The sequence below is a fragment of the Anaerophaga thermohalophila str. Valhall genome, from assembly GCF_000250735.1.
Lineage (GTDB): Bacteria > Bacteroidota > Bacteroidia > Bacteroidales > Marinilabiliaceae > Anaerophaga > Anaerophaga thermohalophila_A.
In genome coordinates this window covers 116,064-131,405 of record NZ_AHZV01000182.1, presented here as the reverse complement: position 1 = coordinate 131,405, position 15,342 = coordinate 116,064, and the positions used below count along the sequence as shown (strand labels likewise).

The window sequence follows — 15,342 nt, the reverse complement described above, 5'->3', positions numbered from 1 at the left end:
CAACGCAGAGTTTGGCAACAAAGATGCTTTTTAGACCGGGCTCATATGTATAACCTTCAATCATGCGAGTTACATCAGACCAATAACTTAGACAAATCTTATACTGATGAATATTCAGGCATACAGGGTTGATTTTTCTTTTCTTTGAGCTATCTTTGTAAGCTCTTTTTAGAACAAATCAAGATTTATCATGCCTGTTAATATTCCTGATTTATTACCTGCCAAAAGTTTGCTGGAGGCGGAGAATGTATTTGTAATGGGAGAAAGCCGGGCGGTCACTCAGGACATCAGGCCGCTTCGTATTCTCATTCTCAATCTTATGCCTTTAAAAATAAAAACCGAGACACATCTTCTCAGGGTTTTGTCTAATACCCCTTTGCAGGTGGAGGTAGAGTTGCTGTTTACCTCAACGCATACCCCCAAAAATACACCTCAGGAGCATTTAATAAGTTTTTATAAAACTTTTGAGGAAGTTAAAGACAGGCATTACGACGGGTTTATTATTACCGGGGCACCTGTAGAATTGCTCGACTTTGAACAAGTAACCTACTGGAAGGAACTCAGCGAGATAATGGAGTGGAGTAAAACCAATGTGACCTCTACGCTTCATATATGCTGGGGAGCCCAGGCAGGTTTATATTATCATTACGGGGTTCCGAAGCATGAACTTTCATCAAAACTTTTTGGTGTTTTTGAACACTATATAAACGATCCCACCGAACCATTGGTACGTGGATTCGATGATGTTTTCTGGGCACCTCATTCAAGATATACCGAGGTCAGAAGGTCTGACATTGAGAAAGTAGATGATCTGATCCTGCTCTCCGACTCAACGCACGCCGGTCCATACCTGATGCTGTCTAAAGATCGCAGCCAGGTCTTTGTTACAGGACATCCCGAATATGATAAGTTTACACTGGGTGAAGAGTATCATCGTGATCAGAAAAAGGGGTTGCAGACCTCTCTTCCTGAAAACTATTACCTTAACGATGATCCGGGAGAGAAAGCGCTGGTTCGCTGGCGAAGTCATGCACAGCTCATGTACTCCAACTGGCTCAACTACTACGTTTATCAGTCTACACCTTACGAATGGAGCTGAGACTGTTGTAAACCCTATAACAACAGTTAATAGCCGCGGAGCGGCGACAGAACGGTAGAATTATGTAATAAGAAAAACAAAAAGCTGCGGAGCTGCGACAGATAATGTATAAATTTGTTTGTTTCCGGCTTGTCCAGGTTAGGTTTTAAGGGATTAGTAGCTCAAAATCCCTACTACTGACTACTGACTAAAAACTACTGACCAATTTACCTTCATCTAAGTTCAAAAGTGAACCTTCCAATATTAGCCCCGTCGGCAAAAATATCGGCAATATACCGGCCGGGGAGAAGTTCTCCCATATCGACATCGTAGAATATACAAATGTCTGTTTCTTCTCCGCCGTATTCAATGGTTCGCATGGCGGAAAAGTTAATCTCTTCACCTTCGTATTCAAAAAGGTCATCGCGACTGTTGAGAAGTAGTTGTCCGTCGGGCCTTTCCAGTCTGAGGTAAAAGGGTTTCATTCCTACCGATGCCGTAACGTTTTTTTGACTGTAAAACACACTTCAATTTTGTCAATTCTGTTTATCCGATCTGTAGAGCGTCCTCTTGTATTCAGTCCGTTTGCCTGCATGTTGGTGGTTTCGAGGCGACTGGCAATAACCACTTTTTCTTCCAGTTCGGATTTTTCGCCTTCAAGCTCCCGGTATGAGCTTTCGATCCTGGTATATCGCTGCTGATATTCTATGTTCTCCTTTTTCAATTCTTCATTAATGCGATTGAGGCTGTCAATCTGTACAATATAACTTTTAAGAACCCCTCTCAAGGTAGAAAGTTCTTTCCGGTACTCTCTTATTTTAGAGGCATTAGTTGCTTTTATGGTTTTTATTTCTTCGATGAGATGTTCTACCTTTTGCCGTTCTTTTTCCAGCATGGTGTTCAGCGTGTCACTGGTAGATTCCAGAGAGTCATATCCAAGAGCAAGTTCCTGATATTCTTCTGTCAGAATTTCTTTCTCTATTGTCATTTCCTCCACCACTTCTTTCATCTCCACGCTCTGGCTAATGTAGAGAGCGGCAATAATGGCCAGCAGTCCTCCAAGTATGGAAAGTAGAATGTAGTACTTTTTCTGGTTGGTGTGTTGTGTGTTATCTTCGGTTTGCATGGTTTTTGTTTGACGATTGCGGGGCAAATTTAAAAAGTTTCAGCATTTTACTCTAACTTTGTGCCGGTGTTTACCAAAAATAAACGTCTGATGATTAAAAATATTTCCACCGTAATAATTTCCATCGTTAGTCTGATTTTTATCTCCGGTTGTGCCAACCAGGGATATCCGGAAGGCGGCCCGAAAGATGAGTATCCTCCCAGAATGGTAGCTTCCGATCCACCCATGAATGCCACTAATTTTGAGGGCGATGAAATTGAAATTGAGTTTAATGAGCTGATTGTTCTCAGGGATGCTCTACAAAAGGTAGTGGTCTCACCACCTTTAAACAATTCTCCAACCATCAGGGGGTTGGGGAATAAGGTGACAGTTGTTTTCGATGAGGAACTACAGCCTGCCACAACTTATACCATCGATTTTGCGGATGCTATTCAGGACAATAATGAGGGTAATCCGCTGACAGGATTTACATTTTCCTTCTCAACCGGAGAAACACAAGACTCGTTGCAGGTTTCCGGTCACCTGTTTGAGGCTGACACCCATACGCCGGTAGCAGGTGTACTGGTTATGGCCCACAGCAACCTTGCCGATACTGCTTTCACAAAGACCGTTCCCGTACGAGTGGCCAAAACAAACGAAAAAGGTGAGTTTACCCTCAGGAATCTGGCTAAGGGGAAATACCGGATTTTTGCATTGGAAGATATGAATCGTAATTACCGGTTCGATCAACCGGGAGAACGTATTGCCTGGCACCCCGAACTGGTTGAACCCGCTTTTGGGTGGCGCGACAGGGTTGATTCCCTCTTTAAGGATTCGGTAACACTCGATACGGTTCTCTATACGAAGGAACTGGTTTATCTGCCCGATAGTATCCAACTGTTTTTGTTTCAGGAAGACTATGAAAAACAATATCTCGACTCCAGAGAAAGAAAAGAACGGCATCGTCTCGATTTTATTTTTAACCGTCCGTTGGAAGACTCTTTACAAGTTAAACCCATTTCCGGAAACACCGAAGAAGATGACTGGTTTATTTATGAGCGTTCTCTTCGTCATGATTCGGTTATGATATGGATTACCGACAGCTCTGTAATTTCCAGGGATTCATTGACTATTGAGGCGGTCTATCCTGTTCGTGACTCTCTTAACAAACTTGTCGATCGTGTTGACACGCTGAAAATGTTTTACAGAGACCGGAATGCAGAGGAAAACAGAAAGAGGCGCGACAAGGATGAAAGAGAAGAACCTGCAAGAGTACCACTAAGTGTTCGCCTTCCCGGAGGAAGCCTTGATATAGGCACCTCCGTTATGCTGAGTTTTCCGGTTCCGCCTTCCAGAATTGTCATTGATTCAATGGAGCTTGCACAAAAGACAGACACAGTGTTTCAGCCTGTGAATTTTAACATTTCTCAGGATTCTGTCCGTATACGTAATTTTGAAATAGATTATCCCTGGATACCAGGAGGAGAATACCGGTTGGTGATCGACTCTGCTGCATTTCAAGGTATTTACGGTCGTGTTAATAATCCGTTGAAATCCGAATTTAAAATAAATACTGAAGATAGCTATGGGACACTTTATGTAGATGTCCCCAATGCCGGAGATAATGCTTTACTTCAGGTATTAAACAGTCAGGAAAAAGTAATCAGAAAAGCGTGGTTGCCCGATAATGGCAAACTGGCTTTCAGGTATGTGAAACCGGGTGAGTATTTTTTACGGATTGTGGAAGACCTGAACGCAAATGGCAAATGGGATACAGGAGATTTCAATGAAGGGCGGCAGCCAGAGAGAGTTCATTATTATCCCGAAAAGATACAATTAAGAGCCAACTGGGATCAGGGTATAACATGGGATTTAAACGAATTTACCATTTACGATTTTGTGAACAGAAACCGGATAAAAGAAAAAGAAAGTCAATCTTCAGGAAGGAGGTAGCTTATGTCAATTTTGTTGAATTTTGCAATGTTTCCGACAGACAAAGGAGCCAGCGTAAGTCAGTATGTTGGTAAAGTTTTGGAATATGTGCGCGGTAGCGGCGTGCCTTATCGGCTTAATCCGATGGGCACTACCATTGAGACCGAAACCATGGAAGAAGCACTTGCCGTTGTGAATGAAGCTTACAGAATTTTGGAGCCTGTAGCCGATCGTATTTATTCTACCATTAATATTGATGCAAGGAAAGGGGCGGTTGGCAGGATGGATGGCAAAATTAAATCTGTAGAGAGCAAAATAGGAAAGGTAAATACATGAAACAGCTCGCTAATGCTTTTGCTTTGTCGCTCAGGACACTGTTGTCCTTTTTGTTTTTGTTGGTCTTTTTATGCCATGGAGCAGAGTTTCAGGCCGAAGGTCAATGTTTTGATAACCGGAAGGTTTTTTCGCCCGGAGAGGAAGTTACCTATCATGCCTATTACAACTGGGGATTTATCTGGATAAATGCAGGGATAGTTACCTTTGGCGTGGAAAAAGATAATTGGGATGGGAAACCGGCATGGCATCTGAAATCTTATGGTTCTACCTATAAGGCCTATGACCTGTTTTTTAAAGTTCGTGACAGTTTCGATGTCTGGGTGGACCCGCATTCTCTTCAGCCGCTGGAATTTCATCGCAAAACCAATGAAGGCTCTTATCATGCCCATTTTCATTACCGGTTCGATCAGGAAGATCGGGTTGTCAGTGCGTCTATAAGCAAGAGAGGGAGTCCGTACCGCGATACAACTTTTACATGGCCCGAGTGTTCATACGACTTACTGTCTATGGTCTATCAGGCCAGAAATATAGATTTTTCCCAATACGAGATCAACGAAAAAATACCTATAAAGTTGATCGTTGACGGTGAAGTTTACAATTTGTATATTAGGTTTCTGGGGAAAGAAGTTGTTAAAGAAGACCGAAGTGGAAGGAAATTCCGGTGTTTAAAGTTCTCACCATTGCTTGTCGAAGGGACAATTTTTGAAGAGGGGGAGGATATGACTGTTTGGGTGACTGACGATGACAGTCGCATTCCTATTATTGTGGAAGCTAAAATTCTTGTTGGGTCGGTGAAGGCTGTTTTTGTTGAAGCGAAAGGACTTAAGAATCCAATGAGCGCCGAAATAGTTGATTGAATATTGCTTTATTGCAAATTTTTTTGAAAAAAATGCAATAAATTAAAATAAAAAGCCGAAATTACCTTTATAAAGGGAGAACACCCGGTCGTTTTGTGTCACTATCAAGGGCCATGAAGAATAAGTGAGATTACAGACCGGGTGTTCGTTTTTTGAAGCTTACTGCCGCTATTTTTTCAATAGCTGTTCTATATCGGGTTTCTACTCATCCGGGCAGCGTGCTTTTGTGTTGTTATTACTTGTTCTTTATTTGTATTTACAGATTGATGATAAAGCGTTTGGTTATTCCCTCTTCCGGGAGCAGGATAATTAAGAAATGTTTCATAGAATTTCACCTGCTCAAAGTAATTCAGCTTAATAGAGGTCGGACTAAAGAGATATCTTTTTAACCAGAAGTTGGTTTCTGCATTAATATCTATCGTCTGTAAACCTTTTATTTTGAAAAAATAGTCAAGAATATCTTCATCACTGAACCGTTCATCAGTGAGTTTCCGGAATGTTCTTACAACTTCGGATTTTTGCCAGTATCCTTCCGGGAAAAGAATATTCTCGAGCTGCTTAATGGCTTTTTTTCTTACCAATTCGGGGAATATTTTGCGAACCGTAATGTAGGATAAAAGAACGGTAACGCCCGAAATTAGTACAACCGGTAAGAAATTCATAAGCTGTTTTCTTTGACTTGTTTTGAACTGTTACGGGATTTGTTCTGAAAGGTTTCCCGTTTCAGAATTTTCCTTGCCGAGCATACCTTATTTTGTCATTAAAGGTTTCTTTTTTGTGATGAATAACCCGAATTTTTAGATAAACGTTGCCTGTTGTTTATTTGCTTTATTTTCCGGCTGTTACACAGCTTTCCTGTTTTAATGTTCTGGAAATCAATGCTATGGGTTTTTGTTGGAAAAAGGATTGGACGATCGTCTTTTTAAAATTCTTAATTTTGTTGATGATAAGTAAAAGTAAGTTTATTAAAACTATAACCTGACTGCTTGTCTGTTCTATCAGGTTTATTTCAAAACAATTCCTTAACTTGCTTTCGAATGGAACTCGCATGATTGATTTTATACATGTTCTTTTGAGAAAATCTTTGCCATGCTCGTTTCATTCGTATATTTTATTTTTAATAGCACACGGATTACACGGATTAGCCGGATTTCCACTAATTTTATCTGTGATGATCTGTATCATCTGTGTCATTCGTGTCCTATATTCATTTCTAAGTCCTGATCGAACTCTCATGAAAGATTGGTTTATACATGTTCTTATTGTCTACTGTCCGTTAAACTTTTACAATACGTTGCAATCCAATTGCCTGTGACTAAAAGATTGTGTCTGTTAAAAAGCAGTATATCAAAATTATATAAATCATCTTATATCTAAAAATCTAACAATCTATAATAAGTTAAGGACTTCCCGAAAATTTTTCGTCGGCGAAGTATTATTTAACACTTGTTCCGGGAAGGTATCCGGAAGGTTGCCAGGTGTATTTATGTGTTTAATATTCAGAATTTTGTGCGATTTGTTGTGATGATATTTAGCCAGATATTCTTGTTCTGTTTGCCCTGGCGTCGGAATCATCAGAATACTTTTTTTCAGTGTATACATATCCATGATAGTGGAATATCCCGGCCGTGAAATAATTACCTCAGATTCTTTTATTTTTTTCAGCAGATACGGGGTTTGTAAATGATTGTATATCTTCATTTTTTTTGGAGCTTTTTGCACCCTGGCCGATCTTATATCGGTTCCTCTTACAATGCATATTTTCCCCGGATAATTATTCAGAATGTTTTTCAGCTTTTCTTCCAGTAAAGAACGTTGTGGTTCGGGACCCGAAATAATTGCCAGCAGACTTTTGGGATCGGGCTGTTTGCTTACGTCAGCGTTGAGCTCCGGATCGTCGAAACGGGAAAGGGGACCAATTAATCTTGCATTTTCCGGAAGGGGGTATTTATGGACCAGATCACCGGCGAGGGAGTGTTCTTTTTCAAAATCAGGAACCCAGCATTCCCTGAATGGCTGTATCAGCCTTTTTATCAAAAGATGCACTGGATATTCGGCCCATCTAAGCAACGAGGGCATTTTTAGCATCAGCTGGTGAGTAATAATTACAGAATACACCGAATGGTGCCTTGCTCCGTATCGATTATCCGACACTATCAGATCGGGGTGATATTTTTCAACTAATGCAGACGTGATGCTTTTCTCTTTTTTCAGCCATCGAAACAAGTGAGGCAGAAAAAGCATCAGTTTCAGAAACAGTGCTCCGTTCTTAGTGTAACGGATATCCGGCCCTTCGAACAGGGTTGTTTCCACCTGGGGATATTCTTTTTCAAGCCACCCGATAAGTGTCTGAGAGGCAGCAACGATAACTCTGTGTCCGTGTTTCCTGAATTCTTTAATGAGCGGCAAATCGCGGGCAATATGTCCCAGACCCCAGTCGAGCGGGCAAAACAGAACCGTCTTTTTTGTTTTTGCAGATATTTCAGTGTTCTCTGTCACCTGGCTTCTTATGGCTTTCTGTTTAATGATATTACAAAAGTAGGACAATAATTTAGAAAAGACTGTCTGGATGTTTTTCTTATCTTTGACCTTCAACTTTAATTGAGCAAATGGTATGCTGTTTAAGGACATCATAGGACAACAATCTGTAAAAAAGCACCTGATATCAATGGTTCGTGAGGATCGTATCAGTCATGCACAACTTTTTACGGGCCCGCCCGGAGCCGGTCAGATACCACTTGCCCTCTCTTTTGCCCAATATGTTAACTGCAAGAACCCGGGAGCAGAAGATGCCTGTGGAGAGTGTTCGGCATGTAAGAAGATGTCCAGGCTCGTTCATCCCGATCTGCATTTTGTGTTTCCGGTAGTTAAGAAAGACAGCAGTAAACCTGTAGTCAGTAATGACTATCTGGATGAATGGCGCAGATTTATTGCCCAAAGTCCGTATTTTAATGAGCGTGAGTGGTTCTCATTTATTGGGGCTGAACGCGGACAGGGAATGATTTATACTCAGGAAGGCAACGAGATCATAAAAAAATTAAATCTTAAAACCTTTGAGGGGAAGTATAAGGTTATGATTATCTGGCAACCCGAGAAAATGCACAATTCTGCTGCAAACAAGCTCCTCAAAATTTTGGAAGAGCCACCGCCAAGAACATTGTTTGTGCTGGTTTCGGATTATCCGGCGGGAGTGTTGCCAACAATTTTATCGCGCACCCAACAACTTAAGATTCCCAAAATTGATGAAGCATCGCTTGCAGAAGCACTGAAAAGCATCTTCAGTATTAACGGTGAGGAGGCGGAAACTGTAGCCCGCATTTCAAGAGGTAACTTTATCGAAGCCCGCGAAATTATAAACAACAGTGAAGAAAAGCAGTTTTTTCATGATATGTTTGTATCTGCAATGCGTAATGCCTATTCCGGGAAACTGGATGCTATTAACGAGTGGGTCGACAGGGCGGCTGCATTGCCCCGTGAGCAACTGAAGAATCTTTTGCTTTATTGTGTTGATATTCTGCGCGAAAGCTATATTGCAAATTATGATATAGCGGAGTTGGTCTACGCCACTCCGTCCGAAAATAAGTTTATCGAAAATTTTAAGTCTTTTGTGAACGATCGCAATGTGGAACAAATGGTAAATGAATATGAACTGGCTTTGACCCACATTGAACAGAACGGTAACACCAGACTTGTACTTTTCGATATGTCGATGAAGATAACCGGTTTGTTTAGATTAACCAACAACCTTGTCTGAGTCGACCTTTAGTTAAAATTAATATATACCCAGAGAGTGTTGACCGGGATAACGGACAACGGTCCGGAGGTCTCTCGGCTATTTTTGAGTGCCGGAGATCAGAATAATACAAAATGGAAATTGCCACTATAATGGCTGTTGGCTTTTCGGGGCAAGGCTCTCTTAAAAAAAGTGTTTTTATGGATACAGAAGCTATTCCGCAAAATAGTAAATGTAATACATGTAGCAGCCGGTGTGGTAAACTTGAAGTGTTTGACTGGCTGTCTGATCTTCCCAGGGCCGGGAAAGAAACGGATATTGTGGAAGTTCAGTTCAAGAATACAAGAAAGGGATTTTATCGGAACAGCAATCATCTTAAACTAAAAAAAGGTGATGTTGTTGCTGTAGAGGCGTCGCCTGGGCACGATATTGGGGTGGTAACCCTTACCGGGGAGCTGGTGCTTTTGCAAATGAAGAAAAACAACCAGGACCCCTCTGATTACGAGTTTAAAAGAGTGTACCGGAAGGCCAAGCAGGTGGATATCGATAAGTGGGAGGAGGCCAAAGCTCTGGAACATGAAACCATGCTGGAGTCTCGTCGCATTGCCGAAAGGTTGAATTTGAACATGAAAATTGGCGATGTTGAATATCAGGGAGATCGTACAAAAGCAATTTTTTATTACATTGCCGATGAACGTGTTGATTTCAGGGAATTAATAAAAGTACTGGCCGATCGCTTTAAAGTCAGAATCGAGATGCGACAGATTGGTGCCCGTCAGGAGGCCGGTCGTATTGGCGGAATCGGCCCGTGCGGAAGAGAATTGTGCTGTTCAACCTGGATCACTAATTTCGTTTCTGTAACAACCAATGCGGCCAGGTATCAGGAAATATCTTTGAATCCGCAAAAACTGGCGGGTCAGTGCGGAAAGTTGAAATGTTGCCTCAATTATGAGCTGGATGCTTATATTGATGCACAGAAAGACTTTCCACCAACAGATGTCCCTCTGGAAACGGAAACAGAAACTTATTATCACTTCAAAACCGATATCTTTAAAAGGCTGATGTGGTTTTCCTCCGGCCGCGACAGCACCGGTAACGTGGTGATGCTGACCGTGAAGAAAGTTAAAGAGATCATTGAGCTCAACAAACAGGGCCGTAAAGTTACCCGATTGGCCTCGGAAACTGTTACTGCTGCTGTGGTTTCCGAAATTGATTATACCAATGTGGTAGGAGAAGACAGTATTACCAGGTTCGATGAACAAAACAAAAAGCAAGGGAAAAAGCGAAAAAGTAAACGAAGAAAAAGTTCAAATAAATCCGGAAATGCAGTTAACCAGAACAGAAGGCGCAGGAAAAACAGGTCATCTAACTCTTCCGAAGATAATGAGGATTAGTGCTTTATTAATATTCCTTGTCTTTATTATGGCGTTTACCGCCTGTAACCGGGGTACGCTTTACGAAACCGGCAACGAGTTCCGGGAACAATTGTGGCATAAAGATTCAACACTGGTCTTCAAGCCGGTCGTGGAAGATACTTCGCAGGTAATAAATATAGGGTTTTCACTTGAGCACAACAACAATTATCCCTACAGTAATTTATGGCTTTTTATCGATGTGGAAAGCCCTGACGGGAAAATGCAGACCGATACCATTGAGTATTTTCTGGCTGAGCCGGACGGTCAATGGATCGGAAAAGGGAGCGACAAAGAACGAACTTTGTACTGGCTATACAGAAGAGGTGTAAAGCTCAGTTCTCCCGGTCAATTGACATTTTCTGTAACTCAGGGTATGCGCCGTGATGAATTGCCGGGAGTTAAATCGTTTTCATTATGGATTGAAAAGGCTGAGGCGCCTGAGGATAGTTCGGATCAATAAAAACAAACAATTTGTTGTGTAATAGTCTGTTAAACTTTTGTAAGCACCTTAAATTCAGTTGGTTATACCCGAAGGGTTTGTTTTGATAAAATGCAGATTTTCAACGGGATGCGAATCATCTTGTAACTTAAATCTAATAATCTAACGATCTATTGTATTGTGGGCAAAAACAAGCTAAAGAAATTTGCTGAAATGGCCACTTACCCGCATGTGGTTCAGGTCGGTTTCGATGAGGTTTTCAATGCCGATCATGCATTAAAGGGAAGGTGGAAAAGTGATTTTTTTAATAATGAGCATCCGGTTGTGCTGGAGCTGGGCTGCGGAAAAGGTGAATATACAGTTGGCCTGGCCCGTCGGTTTCCCGGGAAAAATTTTATAGGTGTCGACATTAAGGGTAGCAGGATGTATAGCGGTGCCACCCAATCATTAAAAGAGGGCTTGAAAAATGTTGGATTTCTGCGTACACGAATAGAGGTTGTTCAGTCTTTCTTTGCACCGTCCGAGGTGGATGAAATCTGGCTAACATTTCCCGATCCCCAGATTAAAAAGGCAAGCAAACGGTTAACCAGTACTTTTTTCTTAAAACGATACGGTAGTTTTCTGAAACCGGGCGGGATAGTGCATCTTAAAACCGACAGTAACTTTCTTTATACCTATACCAGGGCTCTTCTGAAGGAAAATAACATTACGCCCCTGGCAGATGAGAGCGATTTGTATGCAAGCGGATATAAAGATGAAATTACAGGAATTAAAACCTACTATGAAAGTAAATGGCTTGAACACGGTATTCCGATAAAATATCTGAAATTCAGACTTCAGGATACTGATCGACTTAAAGAACCTGATATTGAAATCGAACCCGATAGTTACAGGAGCGCAGGCAGAAGTGTGAAGCCAAGGCATTCAGCAAACAACAAAATACTATAACCGATTGACATGTCTGAAAATGGTGATTTTTTTTCACGGGTGTACGAGGTGGTGAAGCAGATACCTGCCGGTCGTGTTACCACTTATGGCGCTGTGGCTGCCGCCATTGGTTCGCCGGGTGCTTCTCGAATGGTGGGGTGGGCCATGAATAAAGCTTTTTCGCATACCGGGTATGTCCCTGCTCACAGAGTTGTCAACCGCAATGGTTTGCTTACAGGAAAGCATGCCTTTCCTAATGCACATACAATGCAGGAATTGCTCGAAAGTGAAGGGGTTAGAGTGAAAAACGACAAAGTGATGGATTTTCAAAAAGTTTTTTGGGCACCCGATGGAATAGATTGCTTCAAATAAACCATTGTTCGCTTTCTGGAAAATTTTTTATCTTTGTCCTTATATTTAAAAAGTTTAAATAAATTTAGCTATGAGTTTTTATCCCCAGTTGGTCATTGACGCATTGAAGCATGTTGTGCATCCCGAAAAAGAAAAAGATATTGTTTCGTTGGGGATGGTTGAAGATGATATCCGGATAGATGGTAAACGTATTAGTTTCAGTCTGAAATTCGACAGGGCCAATGACCCTTTTATCTCTGCCATCCGAAAGGCTTCGGTTCAGGCCATAAAAAAATATGTTGGTGAGGATGCCGAAATAGAAGGAAATATTTTTATCAAAGTAAATCCCAGGGCTCCGCAACCGGCTCCAAAGCTGTTACCTGAAGTAAAAAACATTGTGGCTGTGGCGTCCGGAAAAGGAGGCGTAGGCAAATCTACGGTTGCTGCAAACCTTGCAGTGGCTCTTGCCCGTATGGGATATAAGGTGGGACTACTGGATGCTGATATTTACGGGCCATCCATACCTAAAATGTTTCATACCGAAGATGCAAGACCTTTGCTACGAAAGGTTGAAGGGAAAGACAAAATTATTCCTGTTGAAAAATACGGAGTTAAGATACTGAGCATTGGGTATTTTGTTGATCCCAACGATGCACTCGTCTGGCGAGGAGCAATGGCTACCAATGCTCTCAAACAGCTCATAGGCGATGGCGATTGGGGAGAACTGGACTATTTGTTCATCGATCTGCCACCCGGTACCAGTGATATTCATCTTACTGCCGTACAGACTATTTCCATTACAGGAGCAGTAATTGTCAGCACCCCGCAGGATGTTGCCCTTGCCGATGCACGCAAAGGAATCAGCATGTTTACCGGTGAGAAGATCAATGTCCCCGTACTGGGACTGGTTGAGAATATGTCGTGGTTTACGCCTGCCGAACTTCCCGAAAACAAGTATTATATCTTTGGTGAAGGCGGATGCCGGCGATTGGCTGAAGAGTTGAATGTTAGACTGCTGGGGCAGATACCTATTGTGCAGAGCATCCGCGAAGGAGGAGACAGCGGAGAACCATCGGCACTGAATCCCGATAGCATTACCGGTAAAGCTTTTACCATGCTTGGGGAGGAAGTCGTTAAAGCGGTTGAAGAACGCAATCAAAAACTGCCACCTACCAGGGTGGTTGAAATAACCAGAAAATGATCAGAGTATGGATATCGACAAGGAAAAACTGACCAGGGAGGTACTGGACGCATTGGATGTAATCAGGCCATACCTGCAATCCGATGGGGGAGATATAACATTTGTGGAGCTTACCGATGATTTGCGCGTGAAAGTTAGGTTGACCGGTGCTTGCGACGGATGTCCCATGAGTATTCAAACGCTTAAAGGGGGTGTTGAAATGGTGGTTAAGCAGAGAGTGCCCCAGATATTGGAAGTAGTACCTGTGTGAACGGATTTGAGGCGAAAGCACCAAAAGTTTGCTGAATTAAATTGGCTAGTCGTTTTTGAGGGAGGTTGCACTATGCTGTTTCAGCAAATTGTAAATGGTAGATTTGCCTATTTTCAGCTTATCAGCAACCACCATTACATTGTTGTACTTATTCAGGAAATGCATAATGATCCGTTCGTTGTATTCTTTGAGAGTGAGCTCTTCGTGAAGTAATTCGGGAGTAGACTCCGAGTAACTGAAAACAATGTGTTCTTCCCTGATTGATCCTGTGTTAGACAATACTGCAGCCAATTCGGTTATGGATTTTAATTCCCTTATGTTACCGGGGAAATTGTGCGTAAGTATTTTTTTTTGGCCCCTGGTGTTAAGTTGATGGGAGCCAAATTATTCTCTCTGCAAAATTTGTCAAGGAAATAATCGGCAAGCAAAATGATGTCTTTTCCTCTTTCCCTGAGTGGCGGGGTAGTAATTGGCAATCCGATTAAATGGTAGTAAAGGTCTTCTCTGAACCTTTTCTCTCTCACTTCCTGAAGCAGGTCCGAACTTGTTGCGCTTATGAATCTGCATTTCACCGGAATTTCTTCAGTGCCGCCAATTCTGGTAAATTTTTTCTCCTGTAGAATATTCAGGAACAATAATTGCATTTCCGAATCCAGATCAGTGATCTCATCAATAAATAATGTACCATCGCCCGCTTCCTCTATCTTGCCTTTGGTAGTCATCAGTGCATCGGTAAAGGCACCTTTTTCAACACCAAGCAGGACACTTCTCAGCTGGTCTTTTATGTGTGAGCTTACATTCAGAGTAACAAAGGGATTTTTTTTGCGCGATGAATTATAATGAATGGTTTTTGCTGTAAGCTCTTTTCCTGTTCCCGTTTCGCCGTGTAACGAAATATTGATGTTTGGAACTTTAATGGCTTTTTCAATAAGGGTAAAGGTGTTTTTTATTGCGTAACTGTTACCTATAATGCTTTGCCGAAACTCATAGCGGTCCGAAACTTCATTTTTTAATTGTGCCAGTTCCTGTTTTAAGCTGTTATGATGTTCTATTTTCTTTAAAGTATGCAGCAATCTGTCTTTAATGTTTTCATCTTTGGTAATGTAATCGTATGCGCCTTGTTTCAGAAGCTTTACCGCTAAGGGCAGGTTGTCCTGACCCGATATTACAATTATTTCGGTTTCGGGGTTGATCGATTTTATTTTTGTCATTAACTCGGTTCCCGATATGTCGGGCAGACCAAGGTCAAGCGTTACAACTTCAACCGAAGATGGTTGTTGATTCAGAAAGCTTTCTCCGTTGAAGTGTACCTTTACCTCATGATCTCCGTTTTGTTTAACCACTTGTTCTATGATGCGGTTGAAAAACGGGTCATCTTCTATAATATCTATTCTCATATTCTTTCGAAGGTATGATTATCTTTGTGTTTTAAAGTATGAGTCAGGTTTTACCAGACACAAGTATAAAAGTATTTTTTCTGATTCATTTTGGGAAATATTTTTGCTGCATGGCAGTTTATAATGTATTATCGGTAGGGATTTTTACATGAAGAAACAAGTCCCGATTACCCGGGAAGAGTTCCCCCGATAAATAGTGTCTGTCCATAAAGTACCATTTGCTGTGTTATGCTTGCCGCCAAAATAATCATTTACTAAGATAAACTCCGTTTTTGGCGGCTTCGCAAGCCTTGCAACCGGCACTTTCTGAACAGACACACA

Annotated in this window: 17 protein-coding genes; 11 read left to right on the top strand and 6 right to left on the bottom strand. The window is 41.7% G+C overall.

Annotated elements, in window-relative coordinates; all coding sequences use genetic code 11:
* Positions 1-190 precede the first annotated feature (190 nt).
* A complete protein-coding gene (metA, locus tag OQ5_RS0110130; protein ID WP_016777394.1) occupies positions 191-1,099 on the top strand; it encodes a homoserine O-acetyltransferase MetA in 909 nt (302 codons plus the stop codon).
* Positions 1,100-1,311: 212 nt separating this feature from the next.
* Here metA and OQ5_RS24545 read toward each other — a convergent pair whose 3' ends face one another.
* Positions 1,312-1,563, bottom strand: coding sequence for a hypothetical protein (locus tag OQ5_RS24545; protein WP_255297479.1), 252 nt, complete (start codon positions 1,561-1,563; stop codon positions 1,312-1,314).
* Between the two features lie 2 nt (positions 1,564-1,565).
* The gene (locus OQ5_RS20775; RefSeq protein ID WP_255297478.1) at positions 1,566-2,204 is read right to left on the bottom strand and encodes a hypothetical protein; all 639 of its coding nucleotides are present in this window, start codon (positions 2,202-2,204) and stop codon (positions 1,566-1,568) included.
* A gap of 90 nt (positions 2,205-2,294) precedes the next feature.
* On the opposite strand from OQ5_RS20775, the gene OQ5_RS0110120 reads away from it, so the two are divergent.
* Genes OQ5_RS0110120 through OQ5_RS0110110 form a run of 3 tightly spaced genes read left to right on the top strand, consistent with a single transcriptional unit; the run spans position 2,295 to position 5,308 of the window.
* Complete coding sequence (locus OQ5_RS0110120; protein ID WP_016777393.1) at positions 2,295-4,136, top strand: Ig-like domain-containing domain; 1,842 nt, start codon at positions 2,295-2,297, stop codon at positions 4,134-4,136.
* A gap of 27 nt (positions 4,137-4,163) precedes the next feature.
* Positions 4,164-4,451: an MTH1187 family thiamine-binding protein gene (locus OQ5_RS0110115; protein ID WP_255297477.1), complete on the top strand. Its 288-nt coding sequence runs from the start codon at positions 4,164-4,166 to the stop codon at positions 4,449-4,451.
* A complete protein-coding gene (locus OQ5_RS0110110) occupies positions 4,448-5,308 on the top strand; it encodes a DUF3108 domain-containing protein (protein ID WP_016777391.1) in 861 nt (286 codons plus the stop codon). The genes OQ5_RS0110115 and OQ5_RS0110110 overlap by 4 nt, the downstream gene beginning before the upstream one ends.
* Before the next feature lie 188 nt (positions 5,309-5,496).
* Here the strand turns inward: OQ5_RS0110110 and OQ5_RS0110105 are convergent, their stop codons facing one another.
* Both OQ5_RS0110105 and OQ5_RS0110095 read right to left on the bottom strand, forming a co-directional pair.
* On the bottom strand, positions 5,497-5,970 hold the full coding sequence (locus OQ5_RS0110105; RefSeq protein ID WP_016777390.1) for a hypothetical protein: 474 nt from the start codon (positions 5,968-5,970) through the stop codon (positions 5,497-5,499).
* Positions 5,971-6,697: 727 nt separating this feature from the next.
* A complete protein-coding gene (locus tag OQ5_RS0110095) occupies positions 6,698-7,942 on the bottom strand; it encodes a glycosyltransferase (RefSeq protein WP_255297476.1) in 1,245 nt (414 codons plus the stop codon).
* Between OQ5_RS0110095 and OQ5_RS0110090 the strand changes: the two genes are divergently transcribed.
* The 7 genes from OQ5_RS0110090 to OQ5_RS0110060 all read left to right on the top strand — a co-directional run bounded on the left by OQ5_RS0110090 (position 7,923) and on the right by OQ5_RS0110060 (position 13,624).
* A complete protein-coding gene (locus tag OQ5_RS0110090) occupies positions 7,923-9,062 on the top strand; it encodes a DNA polymerase III subunit (RefSeq protein WP_026055224.1) in 1,140 nt (379 codons plus the stop codon). The two genes, OQ5_RS0110095 and OQ5_RS0110090, sit on opposite strands and share 20 nt — an antisense overlap.
* A gap of 113 nt (positions 9,063-9,175) precedes the next feature.
* A complete protein-coding gene (locus OQ5_RS0110085) occupies positions 9,176-10,435 on the top strand; it encodes a PSP1 domain-containing protein (RefSeq protein WP_016777385.1) in 1,260 nt (419 codons plus the stop codon).
* Entirely contained in the window at positions 10,365-10,916 is a 552-nt protein-coding gene (locus tag OQ5_RS0110080; RefSeq protein ID WP_255297475.1) for a gliding motility lipoprotein GldH, read from the top strand. Before OQ5_RS0110085 ends, OQ5_RS0110080 begins: the two co-directional genes overlap by 71 nt.
* Positions 10,917-11,075: 159 nt before the next feature.
* Entirely contained in the window at positions 11,076-11,843 is a 768-nt protein-coding gene (gene trmB / locus OQ5_RS0110075; RefSeq protein ID WP_026055222.1) for a tRNA (guanosine(46)-N7)-methyltransferase TrmB, read from the top strand.
* Between the two features lie 9 nt (positions 11,844-11,852).
* On the top strand, positions 11,853-12,194 hold the full coding sequence (locus OQ5_RS0110070) for an MGMT family protein (RefSeq protein ID WP_016777380.1): 342 nt from the start codon (positions 11,853-11,855) through the stop codon (positions 12,192-12,194).
* 70 nt (positions 12,195-12,264) lie between these two features.
* A complete protein-coding gene (locus tag OQ5_RS0110065; protein ID WP_016777379.1) occupies positions 12,265-13,374 on the top strand; it encodes an Mrp/NBP35 family ATP-binding protein in 1,110 nt (369 codons plus the stop codon).
* A gap of 7 nt (positions 13,375-13,381) precedes the next feature.
* Positions 13,382-13,624, top strand: coding sequence for a NifU family protein (locus tag OQ5_RS0110060; RefSeq protein WP_016777378.1), 243 nt, complete (start codon positions 13,382-13,384; stop codon positions 13,622-13,624).
* Positions 13,625-13,669: 45 nt separating this feature from the next.
* Here OQ5_RS0110060 and OQ5_RS24540 read toward each other — a convergent pair whose 3' ends face one another.
* Positions 13,670-13,915, bottom strand: a complete 246-nt coding sequence (locus OQ5_RS24540; protein WP_255297474.1) for a hypothetical protein — start codon at positions 13,913-13,915, stop codon at positions 13,670-13,672.
* A gap of 23 nt (positions 13,916-13,938) precedes the next feature.
* Positions 13,939-15,021 (bottom strand): sigma-54-dependent transcriptional regulator, encoded by a 1,083-nt coding sequence (locus OQ5_RS20770; RefSeq protein ID WP_255297473.1) that lies wholly within the window; start codon positions 15,019-15,021, stop codon positions 13,939-13,941.
* Positions 15,022-15,342 lie beyond the last annotated feature (321 nt).

Excerpts from the sequence above, each read along its gene's own strand:
- metA (WP_016777394.1), top strand. The coding sequence starts at position 191 with ATGCCTGTTAATATTCCTGATTTATTACCTGCCAAAAGTTTGCTGGAG.
- OQ5_RS24545 (WP_255297479.1), bottom strand. The coding sequence starts at position 1,563 with ATGAAACCCTTTTACCTCAGACTGGAAAGGCCCGACGGACAACTACTT.
- OQ5_RS20775 (WP_255297478.1), bottom strand. The coding sequence starts at position 2,204 with ATGCAAACCGAAGATAACACACAACACACCAACCAGAAAAAGTACTAC.
- OQ5_RS0110120 (WP_016777393.1), top strand. The coding sequence starts at position 2,295 with ATGATTAAAAATATTTCCACCGTAATAATTTCCATCGTTAGTCTGATT.
- OQ5_RS0110115 (WP_255297477.1), top strand. The coding sequence starts at position 4,164 with ATGTTTCCGACAGACAAAGGAGCCAGCGTAAGTCAGTATGTTGGTAAA.
- OQ5_RS0110110 (WP_016777391.1), top strand. The coding sequence starts at position 4,448 with ATGAAACAGCTCGCTAATGCTTTTGCTTTGTCGCTCAGGACACTGTTG.
- OQ5_RS0110105 (WP_016777390.1), bottom strand. The coding sequence starts at position 5,970 with ATGAATTTCTTACCGGTTGTACTAATTTCGGGCGTTACCGTTCTTTTA.
- OQ5_RS0110090 (WP_026055224.1), top strand. The coding sequence starts at position 7,923 with ATGCTGTTTAAGGACATCATAGGACAACAATCTGTAAAAAAGCACCTG.
- OQ5_RS0110095 (WP_255297476.1), bottom strand. The coding sequence starts at position 7,942 with ATGATGTCCTTAAACAGCATACCATTTGCTCAATTAAAGTTGAAGGTC.
- OQ5_RS0110085 (WP_016777385.1), top strand. The coding sequence starts at position 9,176 with ATGGAAATTGCCACTATAATGGCTGTTGGCTTTTCGGGGCAAGGCTCT.
- OQ5_RS0110080 (WP_255297475.1), top strand. The coding sequence starts at position 10,365 with ATGCAGTTAACCAGAACAGAAGGCGCAGGAAAAACAGGTCATCTAACT.
- OQ5_RS0110070 (WP_016777380.1), top strand. The coding sequence starts at position 11,853 with ATGTCTGAAAATGGTGATTTTTTTTCACGGGTGTACGAGGTGGTGAAG.
- OQ5_RS0110065 (WP_016777379.1), top strand. The coding sequence starts at position 12,265 with ATGAGTTTTTATCCCCAGTTGGTCATTGACGCATTGAAGCATGTTGTG.
- OQ5_RS0110060 (WP_016777378.1), top strand. The coding sequence starts at position 13,382 with ATGGATATCGACAAGGAAAAACTGACCAGGGAGGTACTGGACGCATTG.
- OQ5_RS20770 (WP_255297473.1), bottom strand. The coding sequence starts at position 15,021 with ATGAGAATAGATATTATAGAAGATGACCCGTTTTTCAACCGCATCATA.